At 54.8% G+C, this 21,125-nt stretch carries 18 protein-coding genes; 14 read left to right on the plus strand and 4 right to left on the minus strand.

From position 1 onward, the window contains the following. Positions 1-164: 164 nt before the first annotated feature. Positions 165-4,292: a hybrid sensor histidine kinase/response regulator transcription factor gene (locus OQ371_RS11290; RefSeq protein ID WP_265993870.1), complete on the minus strand. Its 4,128-nt coding sequence runs from the start codon at positions 4,290-4,292 to the stop codon at positions 165-167. Positions 4,293-4,398: 106 nt separating this feature from the next. On the opposite strand from OQ371_RS11290, the gene OQ371_RS11295 reads away from it, so the two are divergent. Then, a complete protein-coding gene (locus OQ371_RS11295) occupies positions 4,399-5,607 on the plus strand; it encodes a sialidase family protein (protein WP_265993871.1) in 1,209 nt (402 codons plus the stop codon). On the opposite strand, the gene OQ371_RS11300 is transcribed toward OQ371_RS11295, so the two are convergent. After that, a complete protein-coding gene (locus OQ371_RS11300) occupies positions 5,602-6,087 on the minus strand; it encodes a hypothetical protein (RefSeq protein ID WP_265993872.1) in 486 nt (161 codons plus the stop codon). The two genes, OQ371_RS11295 and OQ371_RS11300, sit on opposite strands and share 6 nt — an antisense overlap. A 68-nt stretch (positions 6,088-6,155) precedes the next feature. Between OQ371_RS11300 and OQ371_RS11305 the strand changes: the two genes are divergently transcribed. The 9 genes from OQ371_RS11305 (at position 6,156) to OQ371_RS11345 (ending at position 13,894) form a co-directional block, all read left to right on the plus strand. Then, on the plus strand, positions 6,156-6,956 hold the full coding sequence (locus OQ371_RS11305) for an SMP-30/gluconolactonase/LRE family protein (RefSeq protein WP_265993873.1): 801 nt from the start codon (positions 6,156-6,158) through the stop codon (positions 6,954-6,956). Positions 6,957-7,074: 118 nt separating this feature from the next. Next, entirely contained in the window at positions 7,075-7,620 is a 546-nt protein-coding gene (locus OQ371_RS11310; RefSeq protein WP_265993874.1) for an RNA polymerase sigma factor, read from the plus strand. A gap of 40 nt (positions 7,621-7,660) precedes the next feature. After that, positions 7,661-8,266, plus strand: coding sequence for a hypothetical protein (locus tag OQ371_RS11315; RefSeq protein WP_265993875.1), 606 nt, complete (start codon positions 7,661-7,663; stop codon positions 8,264-8,266). Next, positions 8,263-9,165 carry a DUF4097 family beta strand repeat-containing protein gene (locus OQ371_RS11320; RefSeq protein WP_265993876.1) on the plus strand — a complete coding sequence of 301 codons (903 nt, stop codon included), beginning with the start codon at positions 8,263-8,265 and terminating at the stop codon, positions 9,163-9,165. The genes OQ371_RS11315 and OQ371_RS11320 overlap by 4 nt, the downstream gene beginning before the upstream one ends. A gap of 21 nt (positions 9,166-9,186) precedes the next feature. Further along, positions 9,187-10,491 carry a hypothetical protein gene (locus OQ371_RS11325; RefSeq protein WP_265993877.1) on the plus strand — a complete coding sequence of 435 codons (1,305 nt, stop codon included), beginning with the start codon at positions 9,187-9,189 and terminating at the stop codon, positions 10,489-10,491. Between the two features lie 13 nt (positions 10,492-10,504). Next, a complete protein-coding gene (locus tag OQ371_RS11330) occupies positions 10,505-11,665 on the plus strand; it encodes a porin family protein (protein WP_265993878.1) in 1,161 nt (386 codons plus the stop codon). Between the two features lie 12 nt (positions 11,666-11,677). Further along, entirely contained in the window at positions 11,678-12,490 is an 813-nt protein-coding gene (locus tag OQ371_RS11335) for a hypothetical protein (RefSeq protein ID WP_265993879.1), read from the plus strand. 107 nt (positions 12,491-12,597) lie between these two features. Beyond that, entirely contained in the window at positions 12,598-13,023 is a 426-nt protein-coding gene (locus tag OQ371_RS11340) for an ABA4-like family protein (protein WP_265993880.1), read from the plus strand. A 16-nt stretch (positions 13,024-13,039) separates the two neighbouring features. Then, entirely contained in the window at positions 13,040-13,894 is an 855-nt protein-coding gene (locus OQ371_RS11345; RefSeq protein ID WP_265993881.1) for a TraB/GumN family protein, read from the plus strand. On the opposite strand, the gene OQ371_RS11350 is transcribed toward OQ371_RS11345, so the two are convergent. Further along, positions 13,895-15,091 (minus strand): DUF8457 domain-containing protein, encoded by a 1,197-nt coding sequence (locus OQ371_RS11350; RefSeq protein WP_265993882.1) that lies wholly within the window; start codon positions 15,089-15,091, stop codon positions 13,895-13,897. A 175-nt stretch (positions 15,092-15,266) separates the two neighbouring features. On the opposite strand from OQ371_RS11350, the gene OQ371_RS11355 reads away from it, so the two are divergent. Genes OQ371_RS11355 through OQ371_RS11370 form a run of 4 tightly spaced genes read left to right on the plus strand, consistent with a single transcriptional unit; the run spans position 15,267 to position 19,807 of the window. Next, positions 15,267-15,917, plus strand: a complete 651-nt coding sequence (locus OQ371_RS11355; protein ID WP_265993883.1) for a thymidine kinase — start codon at positions 15,267-15,269, stop codon at positions 15,915-15,917. Further along, positions 15,914-18,169: a type IX secretion system anionic LPS delivery protein PorZ gene (porZ, locus tag OQ371_RS11360; protein ID WP_265993884.1), complete on the plus strand. Its 2,256-nt coding sequence runs from the start codon at positions 15,914-15,916 to the stop codon at positions 18,167-18,169. The genes OQ371_RS11355 and porZ overlap by 4 nt, the downstream gene beginning before the upstream one ends. Positions 18,170-18,197: 28 nt before the next feature. Next, positions 18,198-18,833: a uridine kinase gene (gene udk / locus OQ371_RS11365; RefSeq protein ID WP_265993885.1), complete on the plus strand. Its 636-nt coding sequence runs from the start codon at positions 18,198-18,200 to the stop codon at positions 18,831-18,833. Between the two features lie 44 nt (positions 18,834-18,877). Continuing rightward, positions 18,878-19,807, plus strand: a complete 930-nt coding sequence (locus tag OQ371_RS11370) for an alpha/beta hydrolase (protein ID WP_265993886.1) — start codon at positions 18,878-18,880, stop codon at positions 19,805-19,807. Between the two features lie 95 nt (positions 19,808-19,902). On the opposite strand, the gene OQ371_RS11375 is transcribed toward OQ371_RS11370, so the two are convergent. After that, entirely contained in the window at positions 19,903-21,057 is a 1,155-nt protein-coding gene (locus tag OQ371_RS11375; RefSeq protein ID WP_265993887.1) for an acyltransferase family protein, read from the minus strand. Between the last annotated feature and the right edge of the window lie 68 nt (positions 21,058-21,125).

A 21,125-nucleotide genomic window follows, 5' to 3' on the forward strand; every position in this document is an offset into this window, starting at 1 on the left:
TGTTGTGGTTCATTTTTGCAGGTTTTTGTTTGGGAGGTATGCCTACAAAACTAACCGAGGCAGCGGTCGGCGGGGGTATTCAAATGTTACATATTGGGTATGCAAACGTTACCTGTTCATGTAACATGACAGAAACTGCGGGGGAATCGCGCGGATTTGGAGACTCAGCTGGATTTGGCTTCCTGCCTTTTGCGGGAAGCGTAGGCGGAAGGCAACTCGTTGTAGCATTCGCGGAACTGCCGGGTAAAGTATTTCGGATTGTTGAAGCCCACCTGGTAGGCAATTTCCGACACCGTGAGCTGGCTTTGTTCCAGCAACTGACACGACCGGTCGAGACGAATGGCGCGGATGAAATCAACCGGCGATTTGCCCGTGAGCGCCTGAAGCTTACGGTACAGATGAATCCGGCTCATGCCCAGCTCCCGGCTGAAGGCTTCGACGGAAAACTCGGGATCGGCGATATTTTTTTCAACAAGAGCAATGGCTTTCTGAATAAGCTTTTCGTCCAGCGAATTAATCAGGACATCCTTGCCTTTGATGGTAATCTGCTGACCGTAGGCCTGGCGGGCAGCCTGTTGCTGCTTGAGCAGACTTCTGATCTTGGATTGCAGAATTTCCACATTGAACGGCTTTTCAATGTAGTCCTGCGCGCCGGTCTGGTAGCCTTCCAGCTTCTGATCTTCCGAATGGCGGGCGGTCAGCAGCAGCACCGGGATGTGGGACGTCTGGGCGTTGTCTTTCAGTTTTCGGCAAAGTTCAAGACCGTTCATTTCCGGCATCATCACGTCGCTGACGATCAAATCCGGGCGGTGTTCGCGGGCTTGCTGCCACCCTTGCCTGCCGTCACCGGCTTCCAGCACCCGGTACCGATCGGCCAGGTTATCTTTCAGATAATGGCGAAAATCCTCGTGATCTTCCACCAGCAGAATGGTTTCGCGGTCTGACGGCTTTTCAGCCGGTTCAGGCCGGGCCGCGCTCTTCAGATGGTCGGGCTCCGGGGATTTTTGGGGTTGTTCAACGGTGGGCGGTATTTCCGGCTGTTGTTTGACGGGCAGCAGAATGGTAAAGCAACTACCCTGATCCGGATGGCTGGCTACGCTGATGGTTCCGCCGTGGAGTTTGACAAATTCACGCGTAATGGACAGGCCGATGCCGCTGCCTTGGTTAATGAGACCCGCCGGGAGGTCATGCTGGAAAAACCGGTCAAAGACTTTTTCCAGCTTTTCGGCGGGAATGCCAATGCCGGTGTCTTCAACGGTGATTTTCAGCAGCGGCTCGGGATGATCTTCGGTTGGCGGACAGACGTGCGCCGACACGCTGACCTTGCCGTTTTCCGGGGTAAACTTAAAGGCGTTGGAAAGCAGGTTGAAAAGAATTTTTTCGAGTTTATCTTCGTCGAACAGCATACGAAACGCCCGAATGTCGGATTCGAACGAAAGTTTGACGTGCCTCTTTTCGGACAGATCGGAAAACGAAAACGTGGTTTCTCGAATAAATTTCAGCACATCGCCCTCGCGCAGATCCAGTTTGATTTCCTGGTATTCGAGTCTGCCCAGGTCGAGCAGTTGATTGACCAGATTCAAAAGCCGTTTGGCGTTGCGGTACATGAGCTGGAATTGCTTTTGCTCGGGGCCGTCCGGAGCTTTGTTCAACCGGCTTTCGAGCGGTGCCAGAATCAGGGTCAGCGGGGTGCGGAATTCGTGGCTGACGTTCGTGAAAAAGTTGATTTTCATCTGGTCCAGCTCGTGCATACGCTGGGCTTCCTGCTGCTGTTGACGGTGTTCAAACTTCCTGCGTTCGCGTCGCTGAATGGCTTTTCGGGAGAGATACAGGAGCAGAACAGTCAGCAGAACATAACCGCTAATGGCCCATTTCGTGCGCCAGAGGGGCGGCAGAATCGTAATCTTTAAGTCCGTTCCGGCCTGATTCCAAACCCCGTCGTTGTTGGACGCTTTCACCCTGAAAACGTAATTTCCCGGGTCCAGGTTGGTGTAAGTCGCCCGCTGGGAGCCGTCCAGACTCGTGATCCATTCCCGGTCGAAGCCCTCCAGTTTATACCGGTACTGGTTTTTTTCGGGATGAAAAAAGTTCAGGGCCGCAAACTCGATTGATAGCACATTCTGGCTGTGCCTGAGGGTAATCTGCCGGGTTTCGTTCAGGGCCGCGTTCAGAATGACTTTTTGGTCGACCGACTCACCAATGGCCACGGGCCTATTGAACAAATACAGGTTGGACAACACCACCCGGGGCGCCGTCGGGTTGTTAACAATTTCGGCCGGATGGAATAAGTTAAAACCCCGGGAGCCGCCAAACAGCAGCTCACCCCGGCGCGTCCGGAGGGCCGCGTTTTCGTTGAACTCTTTGCCCTGCAAACCGTCGGATTCGTCGTAATTGGTAAACTGAAACCGCCGGTGTTCGGCTTTCCCGCTTACGTCCAGCCGACTAATGCCGTTGGGCGTCCCCAACCACAGCCGGCCCGCGTTGTCTTCAACCACCGAATGGATGGTATTATGGGGCAGTCCATCGGTTTTACGAAACGAACGGAAAGTGCCCGTTGCCGCATCAAAAAGGTTTAGCCCCTCGTGCGTACCGATCCAGAACCCGCCACGGCGGTCTTCGTAGAGGCTGTGAATGAGGTTGTTGCTTAGCGTTTGTGCATCGCCGGGTTTGCTCAGGTAATGCGTAAACCGGTCGGTGGCATAATCGTATTTTTCCAGGCCGTAGGACGTACCGACCCAGATATGCCCGCGCCGGTCTTCGGTAATTTCGCTGACGTAACTGGCGTGAATGGAGTTGGGAGCGCCACTCCGGTAGTGTTTAAACGTCTGGGTGGACGGGTCAAAGCGGTCCAGACCGCCGTCGAGGGTGCCGAGCCAGATGGCCCCCCGCGAATCTTCGAAAATTTCCCAGACGCTGTCGTCGGCCAGGCTGGTGGTGTCGCCGGGGCGGTGTTGGTAGGTTTTGAAGGTTTTGCCATCAAAACAGCTAAGTCCGCCGTAGTAGGTGCCAATCCAGAGTTTCTGGCTGCGGTCGATCAGCAAACTGACAATGACGTTGCTGCCGATGGAATTGGGCCGACCGGGCTGGTTCAGGTATTGGGTAAAAGAGCCTTTCTGCCGGTCAAAATAGATCAGTCCTCCGCCGTTGCCCCCCAGCCAGAGGTTGCCTTGGGTGTCTTCGGCAAACCGGTTGAAATCATTGTACGGCAGGCTTTTGGGCAGAAACTGGTTTCGCTGGTAGAGGGCAAACCGGAACATGTTCGGGTGATGGTAGTTGACGCCGTCTTTGTAGGTGCCAACCCAGATAATGCCCTCGTTGTCCTTGTACAGGCTGTTGATGGTGTTCTGGCTCAAGCTTTTGGCATTGCCTTCGTCGTGGACCAGGTAGGTGATGGCCCATTTTTTTTTATCGAGCAGGTTGATACCGCCGTGGTCCGTTCCAATCCAGATTTGGCCCTGATTACCCTCCACAATTCCCTGGATAATGTTGGAATTCAAGCGAGTGTTGCCGGCTTCCCGGTGAATTTTGGTAAACGTCTGCTGACGGGTATTAAAGTGAAATACACCCAGGTTAGCCCGCAGAACATAAATCCACAAATCGCCGTCGGCATCGGTGGTCAGGTTGTACAGCAGCGGTTGGTGTTTGTTCAGCTCCCGCAGGTGCGTGTTTCGGTAGCTAATCTGGTAATTATCAGGGTTTAGTTGGTCGATGGTTCCGTTTTTGTGGATGACCCAGATGGAGCCATTTCGGCTTTCGGCCAGGGACGCAATACCGGCGTTTTGACCGGTATTTCTGGTCAGATGCGTCAGGTGAACGCTCTTTTTGTCGTTCGATGCCCGGTGCACAAACAAACCCGCCGTGTCGTGGATAAACCAGTAATTACCGCGCCGGTCTTGCTGGATCGCCGTCACCGCCCCGTCGGGAAGCCCGTAGCGGTGGGCGTAGTCGATGGTATTACGGATAAACCGTTCCTGCCCGGGATCGTAAATGCAGATGCCGTCAATGGTGGTTACCCAGATGTTGTGGGCCGGGTCCTCAAAGAGCTTGATGACGTTGTTGTTCAGCAGGGACGTAGAGTCGTGGATGTCGTGCTGGAACGCCCGAACGGTATGGCCGTCGTAACGGTTCAGTCCAGAGATCGTGCCAAACCACAGGTACCCCCTCGAATCTTTCAGAAAACAGGTGACTTGGTTGTTCGACAGGCCAGTTCCGGCATCCAGCTTCATAAACCGGTACGAAGTGGGTTGGGCCAGCACGTGAAGAATGGCAACGACTTGAAGAACTACAATCAAAAGGAGTTGACCCCGCATCCGCTGTATCCGTGAGGTAGACGGCGAAGATACGTAATAAAAATTCTGCGGTTTAAGTAAATGACGATCTTTTGTTACTTCTGGTACCATGTCCCCGAAACACCTTAACGCCATTCTAATCTATGGCTTTCTTTTTCTGGTATCGCTCGGGTTTGGAGTTGGGCAAACGCCCGACTTCTCCCGGGTGCCGGGCGTAATTGTTGCGCATAGTCCGGCCTCATCGGGGTTATACATCGGTTCTCCGAGTCTTTGCGTGCTGCCCAACGGCGATTATTTAGCTTCCCACGATTTATTCGGCCCGCAATCCAATGAGTTTGTCCGGCCCAATTCCCGCATTTACCGCTCAACCGACCGGGGCAAAACCTGGACCCGGATTGCGGAAATCAACGGCCAGTTCTGGTCGAAGCTCTACCTGCACCGCAACGGCCTCTACTTCTTCGGTACCGACAAACACCACGGGAATACCATCATCCGGAAATCCGACGACGGGGGCGTCACCTGGACCACCCCCACCGACGGCGACCACGGTTTGTTGCTGGCGGGCGAATACCACTGCGCGCCGGTTCCGTTTCTCGAACACCATGGGCGGCTCTGGCGGGCCATGGAGGACGCCATGGGACCGATCAAACAGTGGGGCAAACGCTACGGCGCCTTCATGCTGTCGATGCCGCTGGATGCCGACCCCATGAAAGCCGCCAGCTGGACCCGCAGCAACGTTCTGCCGTATGATTCGACGTACCTGAACAACGGTTTTGGCGGCTGGATTGAAGGCAATGCCGTTCTGAGTCCGGCGGGTGAGATGCTGGACATTCTGCGCGTAGACCACAAGAAATCGCTGGAGGAGAAAGCCGCCTTTGTGCGCATCAGCCCGGACGGAAAAACGGCAACGTTCGATGTGAATACCGGTTTTGTGCCGTTTCCCGGCGGCAGCAAGAAGTTTACCATTCGGTATGACCCCCAATCGCAGCTTTACTGGACGCTGACAAATTACATTCCATCGGCGTTCAAGCAGGCCAACGCCGGGAAGAATCCGGCCAGTTTGCGCAATACGCAGGCCTTGTGCAGCTCCCGGGATCTACGAACCTGGACCATACGCCAGATTGTGCTGCAACATCCCGACGTTGCCAAACACGGTTTTCAGTACGTCGACTGGCTGTTCGACGGCAAAGACATTATTCTGCTTTCCCGCACGGCGTTTGACGACGGTCTGGGCGGGGCGCACAACAACCACGATGCCAACTTTCTGACGTTTCACCGCATCAGGAAGTTTCGGAAAAAGCCGGTTGCCGATTTATAGCGTAGCCAAATCCCGAAGCGCCTTTTTGCGGCTGTTGAACAGTTTACTGTCGAGCGTTTTGCTATAAAACTGCTGGAGCCTGGGATTTTTGGGTGAGTGCGGTCTTGTTCGCTCGTACCGTACGACTTCGTCCAGATCAAGGACTTCAAAATACGTATTTCGGTAATACCGATAAACGCGGCCTTTTTTGTCTGTATACCCCCAGACCGATTTTTTAGAAACCTTCTCGGTGCGGCCATCGGCGTACCGGATGGTCAGATTGCCAAAGCCCAGAAACGAAGGGTGGATAGACTTAACGGGCTGACTGGCAGTGGTGTTGTTTATATCGGTGCTCTGCAGCAAAAGGCGGTTGGGCTCAGTCCGGAGCCGTTGTTGAGGAGCGCAGGCGCTCACGAGCAGTGCAAGCAAAACGACGATCTGGCGCATGGTTCTGGAGGGTGTGGGGAAGTGGTCGATTTTTATAAAGATACGAACATTCATTAATTTGGTAAACCGACAAACGGTTTTCGGGTTTAATAAAGGCTTTGTCTTTTAATCAGCAACCCAGTATGAAAAACATAGACGTGATTGCCACTGATTTACGATTCCCGGAAGGGCCGGCTTTTACCTCCGACGGTACGCTCTGGTGCGTTGAGCAGGAGGGGGAAAGTTTGTTCTGGCTCAAGCCGGACGGAACGCAGGGCCGCCTTCACGTCGGCACCGGCAGCCGCCCGAACGGCCTGTACATCGACGATCTCGACCGGCTTTGGTTCTGTGATTCCGGTTTGCACGCCATTCGCTGCATCAACTATCCGGATCAGGAGCCCGAAATCGTGGTGGACCGCGTTGGCGAAGAGCGCCTTAGCTGGCCCAACGACCTGACGTTTGATCTGGAAGGCAATATGCTTTTTACTTGTCCCGGTTCGCCCGACGAAGACGAACCCGGTTACGTCTGCGTCTGCTCGTCGGTGGGTGAGGTTAAAAAAATATCCGAAAGCTTGTTTTATCCCAACGGGCTGGCTTTTCTGCCCAATGCCCGCACGCTGGTGGTGGCCGAAACGCACCGAAAGCGCATCTGGACCGGGCGCTGGGATTCGACGGGCCTCAACTGGATTAATCCGACGGTTTGGGCTGAAACCGGTCCCGACGGATTTGGTCCCGACGGCCTGACGCTGGGGCCGGACAATTTACTCTACGCGGCCATCTACGGCGGCAGCAGTGTGCAGGTTTACAAGCCAACCGGTACGTTGGCCGATACCATCAAACTGCCCGGCGAAAATCCCTCCAACTGCGCTTTTGACCCCACCGGACGCCTGGGAATGGTCGTAACGGAAACCCAGAAGGGGCAGATTCTCTCCCTGAAAGAATAATTCCAAGCGCCCTAGTTTATAGGGGGTTGCAACGCATCCTGCAGATTTATCCACTTTCTTTCCAACCATTTCACTATCCTTTCGCACTTTAGATCGAACGTTCAACGCAACCGATCTTTTGACCCTGACGCCCGACTTAACGGAACAAGAACTGGTTGTCCGCTGCCTGCAGCCGGATCGTCCGGCGGATCGGCGTATGGCGCAACGGTTACTTTTTGAGCGGTATAAACGGGCCATGTTTTCGGTGGCGTTGCGAATCCTGAACGATTACGATCACGCCCACGACGCCTTGCAGGACGCGTTTGTGGAGGTCTTCCGGCACCTGGATTCGTTCCGGTTTCAATCGACGCTGGGCGCCTGGATCAAAGTCATTGTGGTTCGGCAATCGCTGCGAAAACGGCAGCTCGAATGGCGGTTTGAAACCCTCGACGAAGCTGTGCATGATCAGGCCATTGAGGTGCCGGATACGGTGACGGGCGAAGTCCTGGATGCGGCCATTCGGTCGCTGCCCGACGGAGCGCGGACGGTGTTCGTGCTGGCCGAAGTAGAAGGCTACAAGCACCATGAAATTGCCGCCATGCTGGATATTTCGGAGGGAACCTCCAAGTCACAGGTGAGCTATGCCCGGAAGTTATTGCGGAGGAAGCTGTCGGAACTGAGCTGAACCCGGAGTACGCAGATGGACGAATGAACAGAAATGCAACATGGATTTTGGAAAGGCTATAAAAAAGTTGCCGGAGCACGAGCCCCGCGCCGATCTGTGGGAACGCATTGAAGCGGACTTGCGGGCCGATGCCGCCATCGACCGTGCGCTGGACGATCTACCGGATTTTGAGCCGGATGCCGACGCCTGGGAGCAGATCGTCGGGCAACTGGAAACAGAAAACACGACGGTTCGGTCCCTCTGGGCGCGTTCGTTCCGGTGGTTGGCTGCGGCTGCCGTCATCACGCTGATGTTTGGCATCTGGTGGCTGGGGCAATCGGGTTCGGACGAAAAAATAACCATTGCTTATGCCACTGAAACCGTTGAAGCGGAACCCGGAAGCGAACCCGAACCGCTCACCCCGGCCGCTGACCAGAAAGCGGAACGGTTTATTCAGGAACAGTGTGCGGAGCAAACGGTGGTGTGCCAGAAGCCGGAAGTAAAAGAGCTTAAGCACCAGCTGGATGAGTTGAACAACCGGAAAGCGGGCCTGGAAGAACAACTGGCGGTGTTTGGCGAAGATCCGGTGCTGGTTCAGGCGCAAATTAAAATTGAAAACGAGCGGGCCGAGGTAACCAAAGAACTGGTCCGAATTTTAACGATATGAGAACGCTGATTTTTCTACTAACCTTTTTCGCTTTCCCGGCGGCTGCGCAAACCCGGCTGCAGGTGGTGACGAAGACGGTGGAAAAAGAACTGGCGTACAGCAGCGGCCAGCGCGTGAATCTGACGGCCCAGAAAGCCGACATTACGATCAAAGGCTGGGCGAAAGCGACGGTTTTGGTTCGGATAAAGCTGATGGCCAGGCACCCGGAGCGCGACGTAGCCGAACGCGAACTGGACTACCTTAAATACGACATCGAGCTTCGGAACAACGTCATCGACATTTCCAATCGCTTCACGATTCCGCAGCGGGCCGGGTCGGTCAAAGGCAACCTGAAGGCGGTTTACGAGATCTGGCTGCCGACGCGCTCCCTGTTGACCGTCAACAATACGTTTGGGGATGTGAACCTGAGCGATCTGGCGGGCGAAACGGTCGTGAAGCTGGAGTTCGGAAAATTGTCGATCAACAACCTAAGCGGAAAAACCACCATCACCTCGGAGTACGGCGACATTGAAGCCAGTGAGTTGGCCGGAACGTTTGCGATCAAGGCCGAGAAAGCCGAAACGGTGCTCCGCGAACTGGGCGGCAACGGTCGCATTCAGAGCCGGTACGGTAAAGTGTCCATCTATCCGCTGACCAGCCTGACGGTTCTGAACGTGCAGGCCGCCCGCACCGAAGTCTCCCTGTTTCCCCGTCGAATGGAGGATTTCCAGTACGAAATTGAAACGACGTATTCGACGGTTCAGGTGCCCGAAGGGTACGGCGAGCACCTGGGCCAGTTTATCAACAAGCGCCGATTCGACTACCAGCCGCCGGGCCACAAACCCGCTATTTCGGTCACCAACTCGTACAGCCCGGTTATCGTCCAGCCGGCGGTGAATGGCGTAACCTCTGCGAAATGAAAGCACACCCGATAAGACACCATGAAAAAACAATACGGACTACTTGGAATGCTGCTGATTGGCCTGACGGTTTCGGGTTACGGCCAATCGTGGACGGGGGGCGTGAAAGGTAACCTCCCGATCAACATGCGGCCGGACCAGCTGTCGGCGCAGATCGACGAGTTTGACGTAGTCGGATCCAGAAGTGGCGATGCGCTGAGCAGTGGCTGGGGACTTTTTGCGCGCTATGACCTTCCGCGCTGGTACGGGCAGCTCGAAGCGACTCAAGGGCGGCAACACCTGGCCGGACTGTATTTTTCTTCTCCCAAAAACTCGTTTGGAACGACCCTCCATCTGAAGCGGCAGCACATCCGGCTGATGGGTGGATACAAACCACTGCCGTGGCTGCGACTCCACGCGGGAATCGCCGGGGCTTTTAATCAAGCTGTCCGTAGTGAAAGAGACTGGGAGGACTCCAACATTCAGCGCCTGGAGGAGCAGATAATACGGTATCCCAGCGAAAAAGAATATTACGAAATCCAGCTTAAGGCAGCCCGGCTGCATAAAGCCGTTGGAAGTAGCTATCAGCGATTCAATGCGGAAGGGCAGGCCGGTATTGGAACCGATATCGGGGGCCTGATGCTCGATCTGACGTATGCGCATAGCCTGAGTCCGGTTGTCAACGGGATTAACTACCAGGGAAATCGCTACGCTCTTCAATCGCACTACGGTTTCTGGTCGGTCAGCGCCGGATACCGATTGTTTCCGTTCAAAGCCTTTTTGCTGCAACCCCGCCGAAACAAACGCACCTACGACCGAATCAAGAAAAGCATTCCGTATTACCGCAACGAAGTAAGCGCCGGAGTAGGCATCACCAGCGATGATTACGGCGGTTCGTGGCTTTACGAAAACCGGTACACCCGCTACCTCCACCGCCGGATTGGTTTCACGGGAATCGTCGGGATGGCCCGTTCTTTTGAAGATTACCGCGGTTTTTTACCGCAGGCCTTCACGGCTTTCCAGTTTTCGGCGCTGGCCCGGTTCTTACCGATCTACACCCGGCGTCATCACTTGGCGCTGTCCATTGGAGGGGTTTACACAACGGTTTCGGGAATCAATCCAAACGGCGGCCGGGGCACCTACACCGCTGACGGAAAACTCATTCAGCAATCTATTACGCTGACCCCCGAAAGCCATGAGCGGCAAAAGAGTTTCGGCTCCGTCTTTCAGGGCGACTACCAGTTTTTGCCCGTCGACCGCATTCCGGTTGGGCTCTGGTTCCGGGTTCAGCAAAGCCGTGCCCTGGAATACGCGGCAATCGGGTTTCAGACGGGGTATCGTTTTTAAAACAAGGCTATATATGACTCGTTTTTTATCCATTTTCTCTTTTTTGAATCTGCTGCTTCTGGCCCATCCGGATGCGTTTTCCCAGATGCCCGACGATTACCGTTGGGAAATTTCCGGAAGCGGCAGTGGGTTGCGCTCGTCGGACGTGTCGCCAACGGGCTGGTTTATCCGGCAGCAGCTAACGTATTTTCCGCACCGAAACGTGGGAGTTTCGGCCGGAGTGGGGTGGGGGAAGCTGGACGATCTGTCGCCCCTGAAAACCGGCAATGCGCAGGAATTGTACAACCTCTTCTACCGGCAGCACAACGCTACGGAACTGAATCTGGTGCTGGCGCCGGTTCGGTCGCGTCGGCAAACCGTGCGCCTGTCGGCTGGGCTGGCGTTGTGGCGAACCCAGGCGATGACTGTAGATAGCGCGTATGTCAGCGATCTGCAGCGGCAGCAGTACGAAATTATTCCCCGTTTTACGGACGCCCGGCGCCTGGTACCGCAGGTTGGTCTCGGGTATCAGGTAAACGTGTCGCCCCGCTGGCTGATAGGTTTGGAAGCCAGGGCGTACTGGACGGGGGGCGGAAAAACCGCCACAACCGTGGGTGTTACAACGGCTTACCGGTTTCGGCTTTCGGCAGACTCGCTGGGAATCCGCCGAATTGACCGTCAGGATTTGAAGGCGGGCATCCGGCTTGGAGCAACGCACAGCGTGGGCAACGGGCGGTCGCCCTCGGAAGTATACCGGACTCGTTTGGTGGGAGGGATCTGGGGCGAGGTGCCGATTTCCTTAACGTGGTTTGCGCGCGGGGAAATCAGTTACGCCCAGCGGGGGTACCGGGTTTATGAGCGCAGACAGGGAAACACGCGTCATGTACCCACCGTTTCCAGTCAGAATTTCCTCGATTGGACTATTTTGTTCTCGCACGAGGTCGCCTACCGCTGGCGGTTGTTCGTAGGGCCTCAGCTTGCGATGTTTCTGAACGGTAAAGCGGAAGCGGACGGCGAGCCGGAGGAAGTCCGTCGCCGGAGTTTCGGCGGAATGGTGGTGGGGACGGCGGTTCAGTTATCCGACCGTCTACAGCTCGACGGCCGTTACCAGCGCGATGTTTTCTCTCTATCAACGAATCAGGGTGGTGGATTGCACGGGTTTCAGCTTGGCGTCAACTACTTCTTTAAACCGTAAAATCAGTCACGTATGAAAACAAGTTTTCTTTTGACCATCACCGTGTTCGTCGGGATGGGGATTGGCCGGGCGCAGGCCGTTAACAATGCTCCTGTTGCCTATTCGCAGGAAGACAGTGCCGTGACAGTCAGTGAACTGAAACGGGTTTACCGCTACATTACGCGGGCGAATGTGGAAGAAAAAACGCTGATCAAGCTGGGCTTCTGGCCGAATACGGGAGATCGGGATTATACGGGAAGGCCGTCCTTTCGGATTGGCCTAAATGCCGATGTATCTATAGAACGAAAGATCACACCTTCATTCTCGTTGTTGGCTGGGGGCGATTTTATGCTTCGATACAATCGTTTTAATCAGTTTGCGGTTCCATTTTATAATGGTAGTGATTTTACGGATATTGATGAGACTTTCCGGGCTTTTGTTTATGCGAAAGTAGGAGTTCGGTATTACTACAGTATGGCAAAAAATATTCGGAAAGGCAAAGGAGCGAACAACTTCTCAGGAAATTATGCAGGATTACAGGTAGCAAGAATAATTTTTAATCAAGCCAACAATCATACCTATGATACCCGAACGGGCCAAACGGTCCGCAACATACGAATTAATGGTATTGGTACGTATGATTTTCCGGTAGCTTATCCACATTGGGGGGTGCAACGTCGCATTGGGCGTTTAGGATTTATTGACGTAAATGCTGGACCAGAAATGACATTACCACAAAAGAAAGATTCGGATCCGATTTTCAATGGCGGAGTTTACTTTTTTAAAAAGTATCATAAGCCAACCGTTTCTCTGCGTGTCAACGCCGTCATCGGGTTAGGCTGGTAGAAGCCTGGCCCTTCACTTTTGGCTTCAAATCGGTAGGATGCCGGTTGGACAATTTATGTTGGTACATTATTTGTTTTTCTGTACTTTGTCTAACTCTCCTACCTCTTATGACACCAGATACCGTCTTTCAAATCGCCAACGCGCTCGTTTTGCCGCAGTGGCTGCTCATGATTGTGGCACCCCACTGGCGGCCCACCGAATTTCTGACCAAAACCCTGCTGATTCCGGCGGTGCTGGCCCTTTTTTACATCTTTTACCTTTTTTTGGGCGACAGCGAGCTAGATTTTCAGTCGTTCAGTACGCTGGCGGGCATCAAAACGTTATTTAGCAAAGACGCGGCTGTGCTGGCGGGCTGGATTCACTACCTGGCCTTCGACCTGACGGTCGGAAGCTGGATGCTGCGGAACGCCCAGCGCCGACAAGTAGCCCATGCCTGGGTCATACCGTGCCTGATCTTCAGCTTTTTGCTGGGGCCCGTTGGCTTGCTGCTGTACCTGATTGTCCGGACCGTGAAGCGAAAAAAACTCTATTGAGCGTATCTTTGTGTTGATGAAAACGATTTCTATTTTACTCCTGCTTGTTTCGACCACGGCTTTTTCGCAGTCGCTGCTGTGGAAAGTGTCGGGTAACGGCTTAAAACAACCGTCTTACCTGTTCGGAACGTACCACATTCTGAAAGACAGTTACCTGAAGCATAACCCCAAGGTGAAAACAGCCTACGAAGGGGCAGAAGGTGTGGTGGTCGAAACCGAAATCGATTCATCGGCCATGCTGACCATGGCGATGCGGGGGCTGATGCTCAACACCAGCCTCAACAAACTGCTGTCGGATGCTGACTACCAACTGGTGGCCGACGAGTTTAAGGCGCGCACGGGGTACGACCTGGCCCTGTTCAACCAGCTAAAACCCATTGTGACGGCCACCATGCTGAGTCTGGCCTACACCCAGAAGCAGTCCGATACCCTCAGCAGTTTTACGGGTTTGCCGATTGACCTCTATTTCGCCAGCGACGGCCGCAAGCGGCAGAAAACCGTCAACACGCTCGAAACCATGGAGGAGCAGATTAGCTTTCTCTTCGACCACGACCCGGTGGAAAAGCAGGCCCAGCAGTTGGTCGAAATGGTAAAAGGCAAGGCTGATATGTACCAAATGAGCAAGCTGATTACCGACCTCTACCTGAAACAGGATTTGCAGGGCATGTGGAAACTAAACGAAAAACACAGCAGTTCGTTCGGCGACATGACGTACCTGCTTGATGAGCGCAACCGCAACTGGATGAAGCGCCTGCCGGCTTTGTTGGCCGTCCGGCCCACGTTTGTGGCGGTTGGCGCCCTGCACTTGCCGGGGCCGAACGGGTTGATTGAGCTGCTGAAAAAGGAAGGCTACAAAGTGGAGCCGATGTAATTACGCAAACCGCCTTTTCAGAATATCGATCAGCATGTTGACCTCGTCGCTCTTCATATCCCATGAATACTGGGCCGAATAGCGGTTCGTGACCAGATCGCGGGCCTGCTCGTAGCTGGTGGCGTGGTCGAGGTCTTCGATGGCTTCGTTGTAGGAAGCCGCGCTGCCGTTGAACAACTGATTGATAAACATAAACTTCTGGTTCAGCGAAATGCTTTTGCTGATGCTTTCGATGGGGGCGCGGTAAAAGGTTTCGCCAATGGTAACCGGCCCGGCGGTCTCTTCGGCCTGGGGAGTGGCTTCCAGCGTAGAAACGTCGGTGGAAGGCGTCGGCATCTGGCTCGGCTGCATCGATGGCGAGGACGGCTCGGCGGCCGGCCCCGAATCGTCCAGGAACAGTGTCCTTCCGCCCGTTCCCGAACTCGACGGGGCTTCGTTGATCACCGGTTCGAATTCGCTGGTTGGGGTGGCCACCAGCTGAGCCGATGGAACGGCCGTTTCGATTTCGGTATCAAAAAACGACTTGTTGGGCGTTGAAAGCGTTGGCGGGGGAACGGTTTCGTAGGAAGCCTTGCGGAGCAGCACGCCCGGATCGAGCAGCACTTTTTCCGAAAACAAGGGAATGTATTTATCCGGTTTCTCCAACTCCCGTCCCCGCTGCATCAGAATCTCATCAAGCCAGTTTAGTGCCTGATTCACGTAAACGGAGCTTTTGCCCTTCATCCGTTCTTCAATGGCCGCCGGAACAAACTTATTAATCTGGGTGTAGCGGGTCAGTTGGTGGGCGGTTTCAGCCGAGAGCGAGAAGTCCGATTGATTCCGCAGCATATCGTCAAAATAATAACGCGGATCATACAACAGGACCAGCGTTCGGCGGGTGGCTTCGGCCAGCAGCGGCTCGAGGTGTTCCCGGCGCACCGAAATATGCTGCGAGACGGTATTCATGAACACCTGCATCGCCTGCCGGACATCCGGGTGCTCAAAGTCAAAATAAGGACTGCGGAACCGCTCGGCATCACTCCGCCATTTCTCCGATAAGGCGCTGATTACAAACAAATTTACTTGGCTGACGGCACTCAGTTTCAATAATTCCTGCCCGCTGATGACGGTGTGGTGGGCAAAAAATTCTCCCGCCACTTTTCGGGCATACGATTTGCAATATTCACTAAGGGAAGAGGCATTGAACTTGTTCGACATATCAAAATATCTTTGCTTTGTAAAGATATGGTTTTCGCCAAGAAAATTCCGACCCACCCTGATTGAAATTATCGCCAGAGCCGTTTTTGCCACCACGGAAAAAGGCCAGCGGATGGAAAGACCGAAGAAGTAAGCCCTGTGGCGAATCAATTACTCTATTCAACGCGACGAACGTATGTTTATTGAACCAAACCGCCGACGTGAACCGCCCCACCTCCGCACGGGTTGGATTGAAGTGATTTGCGGTTCCATGTTTTCCGGCAAAACCGAAGAGCTGATCCGCCGAATCAACCGGGCCGTCATTGCCCGCGTTCAGGTTATTATCTTCAAACCGTTGATTGATACGCGGTATCACGAAGAAAACATCGTTTCGCACAACGCCAATGCCCTTCATTCCCGGCCCGTGCAATCGACGCGGGAAATTCTCGAACTGGCCGGCGACAGCGAGGTGGTGGGCATCGACGAAGCACAGTTTTTCGACGACAAGGAACTAGTTGAAGTGTGTAATCAACTCGCCAACGGGGGCAAACGGGTCATTCTGGCGGGGCTTGACATGGATTTTGAAGGCAAACCCTTCGGTTGTATGCCGCAGTTGATGGCCATCGCCGAATACGTAACCAAAGTGCACGCTATCTGCGTCGTTTGCGGAGACATTGCCAATTACTCCTACCGTCTGGCCCTTTCCAAAGAAAAGGTGTTGCTGGGCGAAACGGAAAGCTACGAAGCCCGCTGCCGCCGTTGCTACAACTTGGGCAGCCAGGTCGTGAGCAAGGAGTGGGTGTATGAGAATAGTGATGAAGTAAGAGCCAGGAGAGAAGAATTATGAGGTGGAACGTCCGGTGGCAAAAGCGAGCGCGTCGGGCGGTTTCCTGCCGACCTTTTTCCTGGTTTTTCCTGATTATCCTTCATTCGCCATTCTTCGTTCCTGACTCCTCCGCGCAGCCCGGCATCTGGCGGACGCATCCGAGTTTTCTTTCCGCCCAAACCGTTGCCGCCGTTCAGGACAAGATCTACTGCGCATCGGAAAACGGTTTTTTTTATTACGATGCGGGCGCCAGCGAAGCCACGCGGTTGAGCCGTGACGACGGTTTTAGTGAGCTTGGCGTAAGTTATCTGGCGTACCTAACCGACCAGAAACGATTGCTGATTGCCTATCGCAGCGGTACCATTGACCTGCTTTCCGTTACCGCTACCGGCGAACCTGCCGGAACGAGTACGATCACCCTTATACGCGATGCCGCGCAGATTTCGGGCAGCAAGCGCATCAATCACCTGGGCCGAGTTGGCAATGACGCCTACCTGTCCTGCGATTTCGGCATTGTGGTGCTGGATGTGGCTCGGGTCGAAATCCGGGATACCTACCGCAACATTGGGCCCGAGGGGGCGTCGGCGGTGGTGTATGCCACGGCGTTTGCCAACGATTCCATCTATGCCGCCACCTCGCGCGGGCTGCTGGCTGCCCGTTTTGATCCTGCGGTGAATCTGGCTTTTTTTGGTAACTGGAAAACCGTTGCCTTACCGGCGGGCTCATCCGTTCGTTCGGTCGTGGGAGTCAGTAGTCGGTTGTTTGTGGCCGTGCCGGGCGAGGGCGTTGCTGAGCGCCGGGGTGGTCGCTGGACGGTGGTGAAAGCCGTGCCCGCCATCACGGGGTTGGTGCAAACGGCTACCGAGTGGGTAGCCACGGCCCCCGGACTGCTTCAGCGCGAATCCGGCGGTTTGGTAAACAATGCACTGGTGGGCGCACCCCGGGCACTGGTTGAAGCGGCCGGGAGTTTCTGGGTGGCCGATTCGCTGTCCGGCCTGCTGCGAATTTCCGGAACGGCGGCTGAAGCCGTCAGTCCGGACGGACCCGCTTCCGATGCGTTTCAGCAGTTGGTGGCGGCCGGTCAGCCTGCGCAGGTTTTGGCCCTGCCGGGCGGCTTTTCGGAAGACCTGAAGCCGTTGCGTCGTCGGCGCGGTTTCGACCAGTTCCGCGAAAACCGCTGGCAAAACTTCCTGACCAACTCGCTGCCCACCGATTTTGTGACGGCCGTTTTCAATCCCACCGACGGGCGGACGTATCTGGGTAGTTTCGGGGGCGGCTTGTGGCAACACCAATATCAGAATCCGCCGGAAGCCGTTAACCGGGTGCTGGCCACCATCAGCAGTCTGACGGTTGATCCGAACGGTGAAGTCTGGCTGGCAACGCCAACCCTGAATGTCGGGCAAACATCAATTCACGTTCGGCGAAAAAGTGGTTCGTTTGAGTCGTTTGCCCCAAACCGGGGCGATATTCAGCAGCTTCTGCTTGACGATAACGGCTTTTTGTGGACGCGGTTGAGCGCGTCCAACGGGGGCGGAATGCAGGTGTTCGACCCAGCCACAAACCGCAGCCGGCTCTTGTACGACCAGACGGGGGAAGGTGATTTGCCGGATCGGAACGTGCGTTCGCTGGTGAAAGACCGTGACGGTTTGATCTGGATCGGAACCGACAACGGAATTGCGGTTTTCGACAATCCTTCGGCAGTGTTTACCGGAGCCGTCAACGCTTACCGGCCCGTTTTTGAGCGTCGCCGGTTGCTGAGTGGCGAATCCGTCAGGGCGCTGGCGGTCGACGGCGGCAACCGCAAATGGATCGGGACGGCCAACGGGTTATACCTTTTTAACGAGGATGGCACGGCGTTAGTCGAGCATTTTACCAGTCAGAACAGCCCCCTGCCGTCGAATCAGATCAACGCGCTGGCCATTGAACCCGCCGGGGGCGAAGTCTTTGTTGCGACGCCCAACGGCCTGGTTTCGTACGGCGGCACCTCCAGCGAACCGACTCCGGTTTTTTCGGGTATTTCGGTTTTTCCGAATCCCGTCCGGCCCGATTTCGCCGGTTTGGTGAGCATTCGGGGACTGGTGGAAAACACGGTTGTTAAAGTGATGGATGCGGGCGGCCAACTCGTTTACGAAACCCGTTCGCAGGGCGGCACGGCTACCTGGGACCTGCGCGACTACCGCGGGCGGACCGCCGAAACGGGAATCTACTTTGTATTTGCCGTTACGCCGGACGGGCGGGAAGGGGTGGCGGGTAAATTGGCCGTCGTGCGGTAATTCTCTCCCAACGTTTTAATTTTGTAGAATGACCAATAAACCATTCATTGTCGGAATTACGGGCGGGAGCGCTTCCGGCAAAACTTCATTTTTAAAAGGATTGCTCAGTGCTTTTTCAGAAGAAGAAATTTGCCTGATTTCGCAGGATAATTACTATAAAACGCTGGACCAGATTCCGCGTGACGAGATCGGCGTCCCGAATTTTGATTTGCCGGAAACCATTGATCATCATCAGTTTGCCGAGCACATCCGGCAGCTGCACGAGGGCAGGGTTGTTGAGACTAACGAGTACACGTTTAACAACCCCAATGCGACTCCCAAAAAACTGGTTCTTCGACCAACGCCGATTATCGTTGTGGAGGGAATCTTTGTATTTCATTTTGAAGATGTGGCCCAGCAGCTTGACTTGAAGGTATTTATCAATGCCACCAACAGGATCAAATTCGAACGGCGGATGAGCCGCGATCAGGCCGAACGCGCTCTGACGCCCGAGATGATCAAGCACCAGTGGGAGTACCACGTGCGCCCGACGTACCGGGAGTTTATCAAACCCCACAAAGCCAAAGCCGACATTGTAATCCCAAACAACCACCACTACCAGAAAGGTCTGGACGTAGTGATTGGGTATTTGAAAGGGAAAGTCGCTAATTTGTCCCGCAATTAACCAAAACCGTAGCCGCTCCGGCTGCTATCATTTCCTGAACCCGTATGAATTTTACACCCGCGCTGCTCTCAGCCGCTTTGTTGCTGGCAACTTCCGCTATGGCTCAAAAACCGGAAACCCTCGACCTCTGGCCCCCCAATCAAGTCCTGAATGCCGTCCCCAACGACGCGGTTCAGGAAAAAGCGGAAACGGGCAAGGACGGTATTCTTCGCATCAGTGACGTAAAAGTGCCGACGATAACGGCTTTCCTGCCCCCCAAAAACAAGGCGACCGGGGCCGGGATCATGATCTGCCCCGGCGGAGGTTACGCGCTGCTGGCCTACGGACACGAAGGCGAAGAGATGGCGAAATGGTTCAACGAGCGCGGCATTGCGGCTTTCGTGCTGAAAAACCGCCTGCCCGACGACCGGACCCAGACCAACAAGCACGAAGTACCGCTGGCCGACGCCATGCAGGGCATGAAACTGATTCGGCAGCATGCCGCCAAATGGAATATCGACCCGAACCGGCTGGGTGTGATCGGCTTTTCGGCGGGGGGGCACCTGGCGGCTACCCTGTCGACGCACTACCACCGGGGGGCGGAGGCCAGCGAGGAAGCCAAACCCAACTTTGCGATTCTGATGTATCCGGTGGTAACGTTCGGTGAAAAAGCGCACGCGGGGTCGCGGGAGCGGTTACTGGGCAAAAACGCCAGTCCGGAACAGGTGGCTTACTATTCCAACGAGTTGCAGGTAGATGGCAAAACGCCACCAACGTTTCTGGTTCATGCCGAAGATGATAAAGCCGTGCCGGTGGAAAACAGCATCGACTATTACCTGGCCCTAAAGAAGTTTAACATCCCCGCCGAAATGCACCTGTACCCAACGGGCGGCCACGGCTACGCGCTCCGCACCAAGGGTAAAGGCTCCATCGAGGGCTGGCCGACAGCCTGCGAAAACTGGCTGAAGTCGATGGGGTTATTGGAGAAAAAATAAGAAGCTGTATCGCGGAGTTTAGCGGAGTAAAAAAGAGCTAAGCGGAGTCTCTGCTCAACTCTATAAAGCGCCGTTAAACTCCGCGATACAATTCTTTAAACCCGCAAGAAAACCTTCTTTATATACATAAAATACAGAAACGCCCACTTCACGGCCAGGAACGCCAGGACGCTCCCCACCGCCCGGACGGGTTCGGAGAAGAAACTCAAAATACCTTCAAAGAAGAATTTGGCGGCATATTCGAAGTCGATGAACTCCCCGGCGATGTAGATCAGGATGGAATTCATGCCGATGACAGTAAAGAAAAAAGCCCAGCCGCCCACTTTCTTCACATCAATAATCCAGTAAAAGAGTGCCAGCATCAGCACGCTCCAGCCCCCGGCCACGAGCACAAACGAGCTGGTCCACAGATTTTTGTTAACCGGAAAGATCAAGCCCCAGCTATACCCCAGAATCAGGCAGGCCACACCACCCAGCCCAAGCCACAGCGTTTTTTGATGAGGCTGGGCAACGGGTCCCTGGCTGCGGAGCAACTGACCGGAAAAGATACCGAGCAAAGCCGTGCCGATGGCGGGAATGGTGGAAAACAGCCCTTCCGGATCGTGAACTTTCAGGTACAACCGGCCCGGCAGAATCGACCGGTCAACGTAACCCGCCAGACTGCAATCCAGCGTTAACACGCCCGCTCCGCATCCCGGCACCGGAATCAGCTTCATCATGGCCCAGTACCCCAGCAGCAAACCGCCAAACCAGATGTACTGCGCTTTGGGGTTTGGAAAATAGAGGTAGATCAATTGGGCAAACATTCCGGCCAGACCAATCCGGCCGAGTACGCTGCCAAACCGCATGTCGCTGATGGGTTTGGTAAACAGTCCGTTGTTGTAAATAATACCAAGCAAAACCAGAAGCAGACCGCGCGTGATGACTTTACGGGCCAGCTCGCTTTTCGAGACGCCCCGCTCCAGCCGACTGCCGACCGCAAACGGTGTTGAGACGCCCGCCATGAAGAGGAAAAGCGGAAAAATGCAGTCGTACGCCCGAAAGCCGTCCCATTCGACGTGGGTAAACTGTTCGGCCAGGACAGCCGCCCATGCCCAGCCGGTTGTTTTGGCCAGCACATGGAAAATCTCTTCTCCCCCAGCAATCCAGAACATATCAAAACCCCGCAGGGCATCCAGAGACATCAGGCGTCGGACGGGCGCCGGTTGGGCAACGGCTGGTTCGGTGGTGGCCGTAGAAGTTGATTGCATATCGGTTGGTTGTATAAAATTATTGGTAATACTGCGCTAAACCGCGAATGGGCTATCAAAACCGCATG

This window comes from Larkinella insperata (assembly GCF_026248825.1).
Classification (GTDB): domain Bacteria; phylum Bacteroidota; class Bacteroidia; order Cytophagales; family Spirosomataceae; genus Larkinella; species Larkinella insperata.

Bases quoted from the DNA above. Each gene is read 5' to 3' on its own strand.
- OQ371_RS11295 (WP_265993871.1), top strand. From the start codon at position 4,399: ATGTCCCCGAAACACCTTAACGCCATTCTAATCTATGGCTTTCTTTTT.
- OQ371_RS11300 (WP_265993872.1), bottom strand. From the start codon at position 6,087: ATGAATGTTCGTATCTTTATAAAAATCGACCACTTCCCCACACCCTCC.
- OQ371_RS11305 (WP_265993873.1), top strand. From the start codon at position 6,156: ATGAAAAACATAGACGTGATTGCCACTGATTTACGATTCCCGGAAGGG.
- OQ371_RS11315 (WP_265993875.1), top strand. From the start codon at position 7,661: ATGGATTTTGGAAAGGCTATAAAAAAGTTGCCGGAGCACGAGCCCCGC.
- OQ371_RS11320 (WP_265993876.1), top strand. From the start codon at position 8,263: ATGAGAACGCTGATTTTTCTACTAACCTTTTTCGCTTTCCCGGCGGCT.
- OQ371_RS11325 (WP_265993877.1), top strand. From the start codon at position 9,187: ATGAAAAAACAATACGGACTACTTGGAATGCTGCTGATTGGCCTGACG.
- OQ371_RS11330 (WP_265993878.1), top strand. From the start codon at position 10,505: ATGACTCGTTTTTTATCCATTTTCTCTTTTTTGAATCTGCTGCTTCTG.
- OQ371_RS11335 (WP_265993879.1), top strand. From the start codon at position 11,678: ATGAAAACAAGTTTTCTTTTGACCATCACCGTGTTCGTCGGGATGGGG.
- OQ371_RS11340 (WP_265993880.1), top strand. From the start codon at position 12,598: ATGACACCAGATACCGTCTTTCAAATCGCCAACGCGCTCGTTTTGCCG.
- OQ371_RS11345 (WP_265993881.1), top strand. From the start codon at position 13,040: ATGAAAACGATTTCTATTTTACTCCTGCTTGTTTCGACCACGGCTTTT.
- OQ371_RS11350 (WP_265993882.1), bottom strand. From the start codon at position 15,091: ATGTCGAACAAGTTCAATGCCTCTTCCCTTAGTGAATATTGCAAATCG.
- OQ371_RS11355 (WP_265993883.1), top strand. From the start codon at position 15,267: ATGTTTATTGAACCAAACCGCCGACGTGAACCGCCCCACCTCCGCACG.
- porZ (WP_265993884.1), top strand. From the start codon at position 15,914: ATGAGGTGGAACGTCCGGTGGCAAAAGCGAGCGCGTCGGGCGGTTTCC.
- udk (WP_265993885.1), top strand. From the start codon at position 18,198: ATGACCAATAAACCATTCATTGTCGGAATTACGGGCGGGAGCGCTTCC.
- OQ371_RS11370 (WP_265993886.1), top strand. From the start codon at position 18,878: ATGAATTTTACACCCGCGCTGCTCTCAGCCGCTTTGTTGCTGGCAACT.
- OQ371_RS11375 (WP_265993887.1), bottom strand. From the start codon at position 21,057: ATGCAATCAACTTCTACGGCCACCACCGAACCAGCCGTTGCCCAACCG.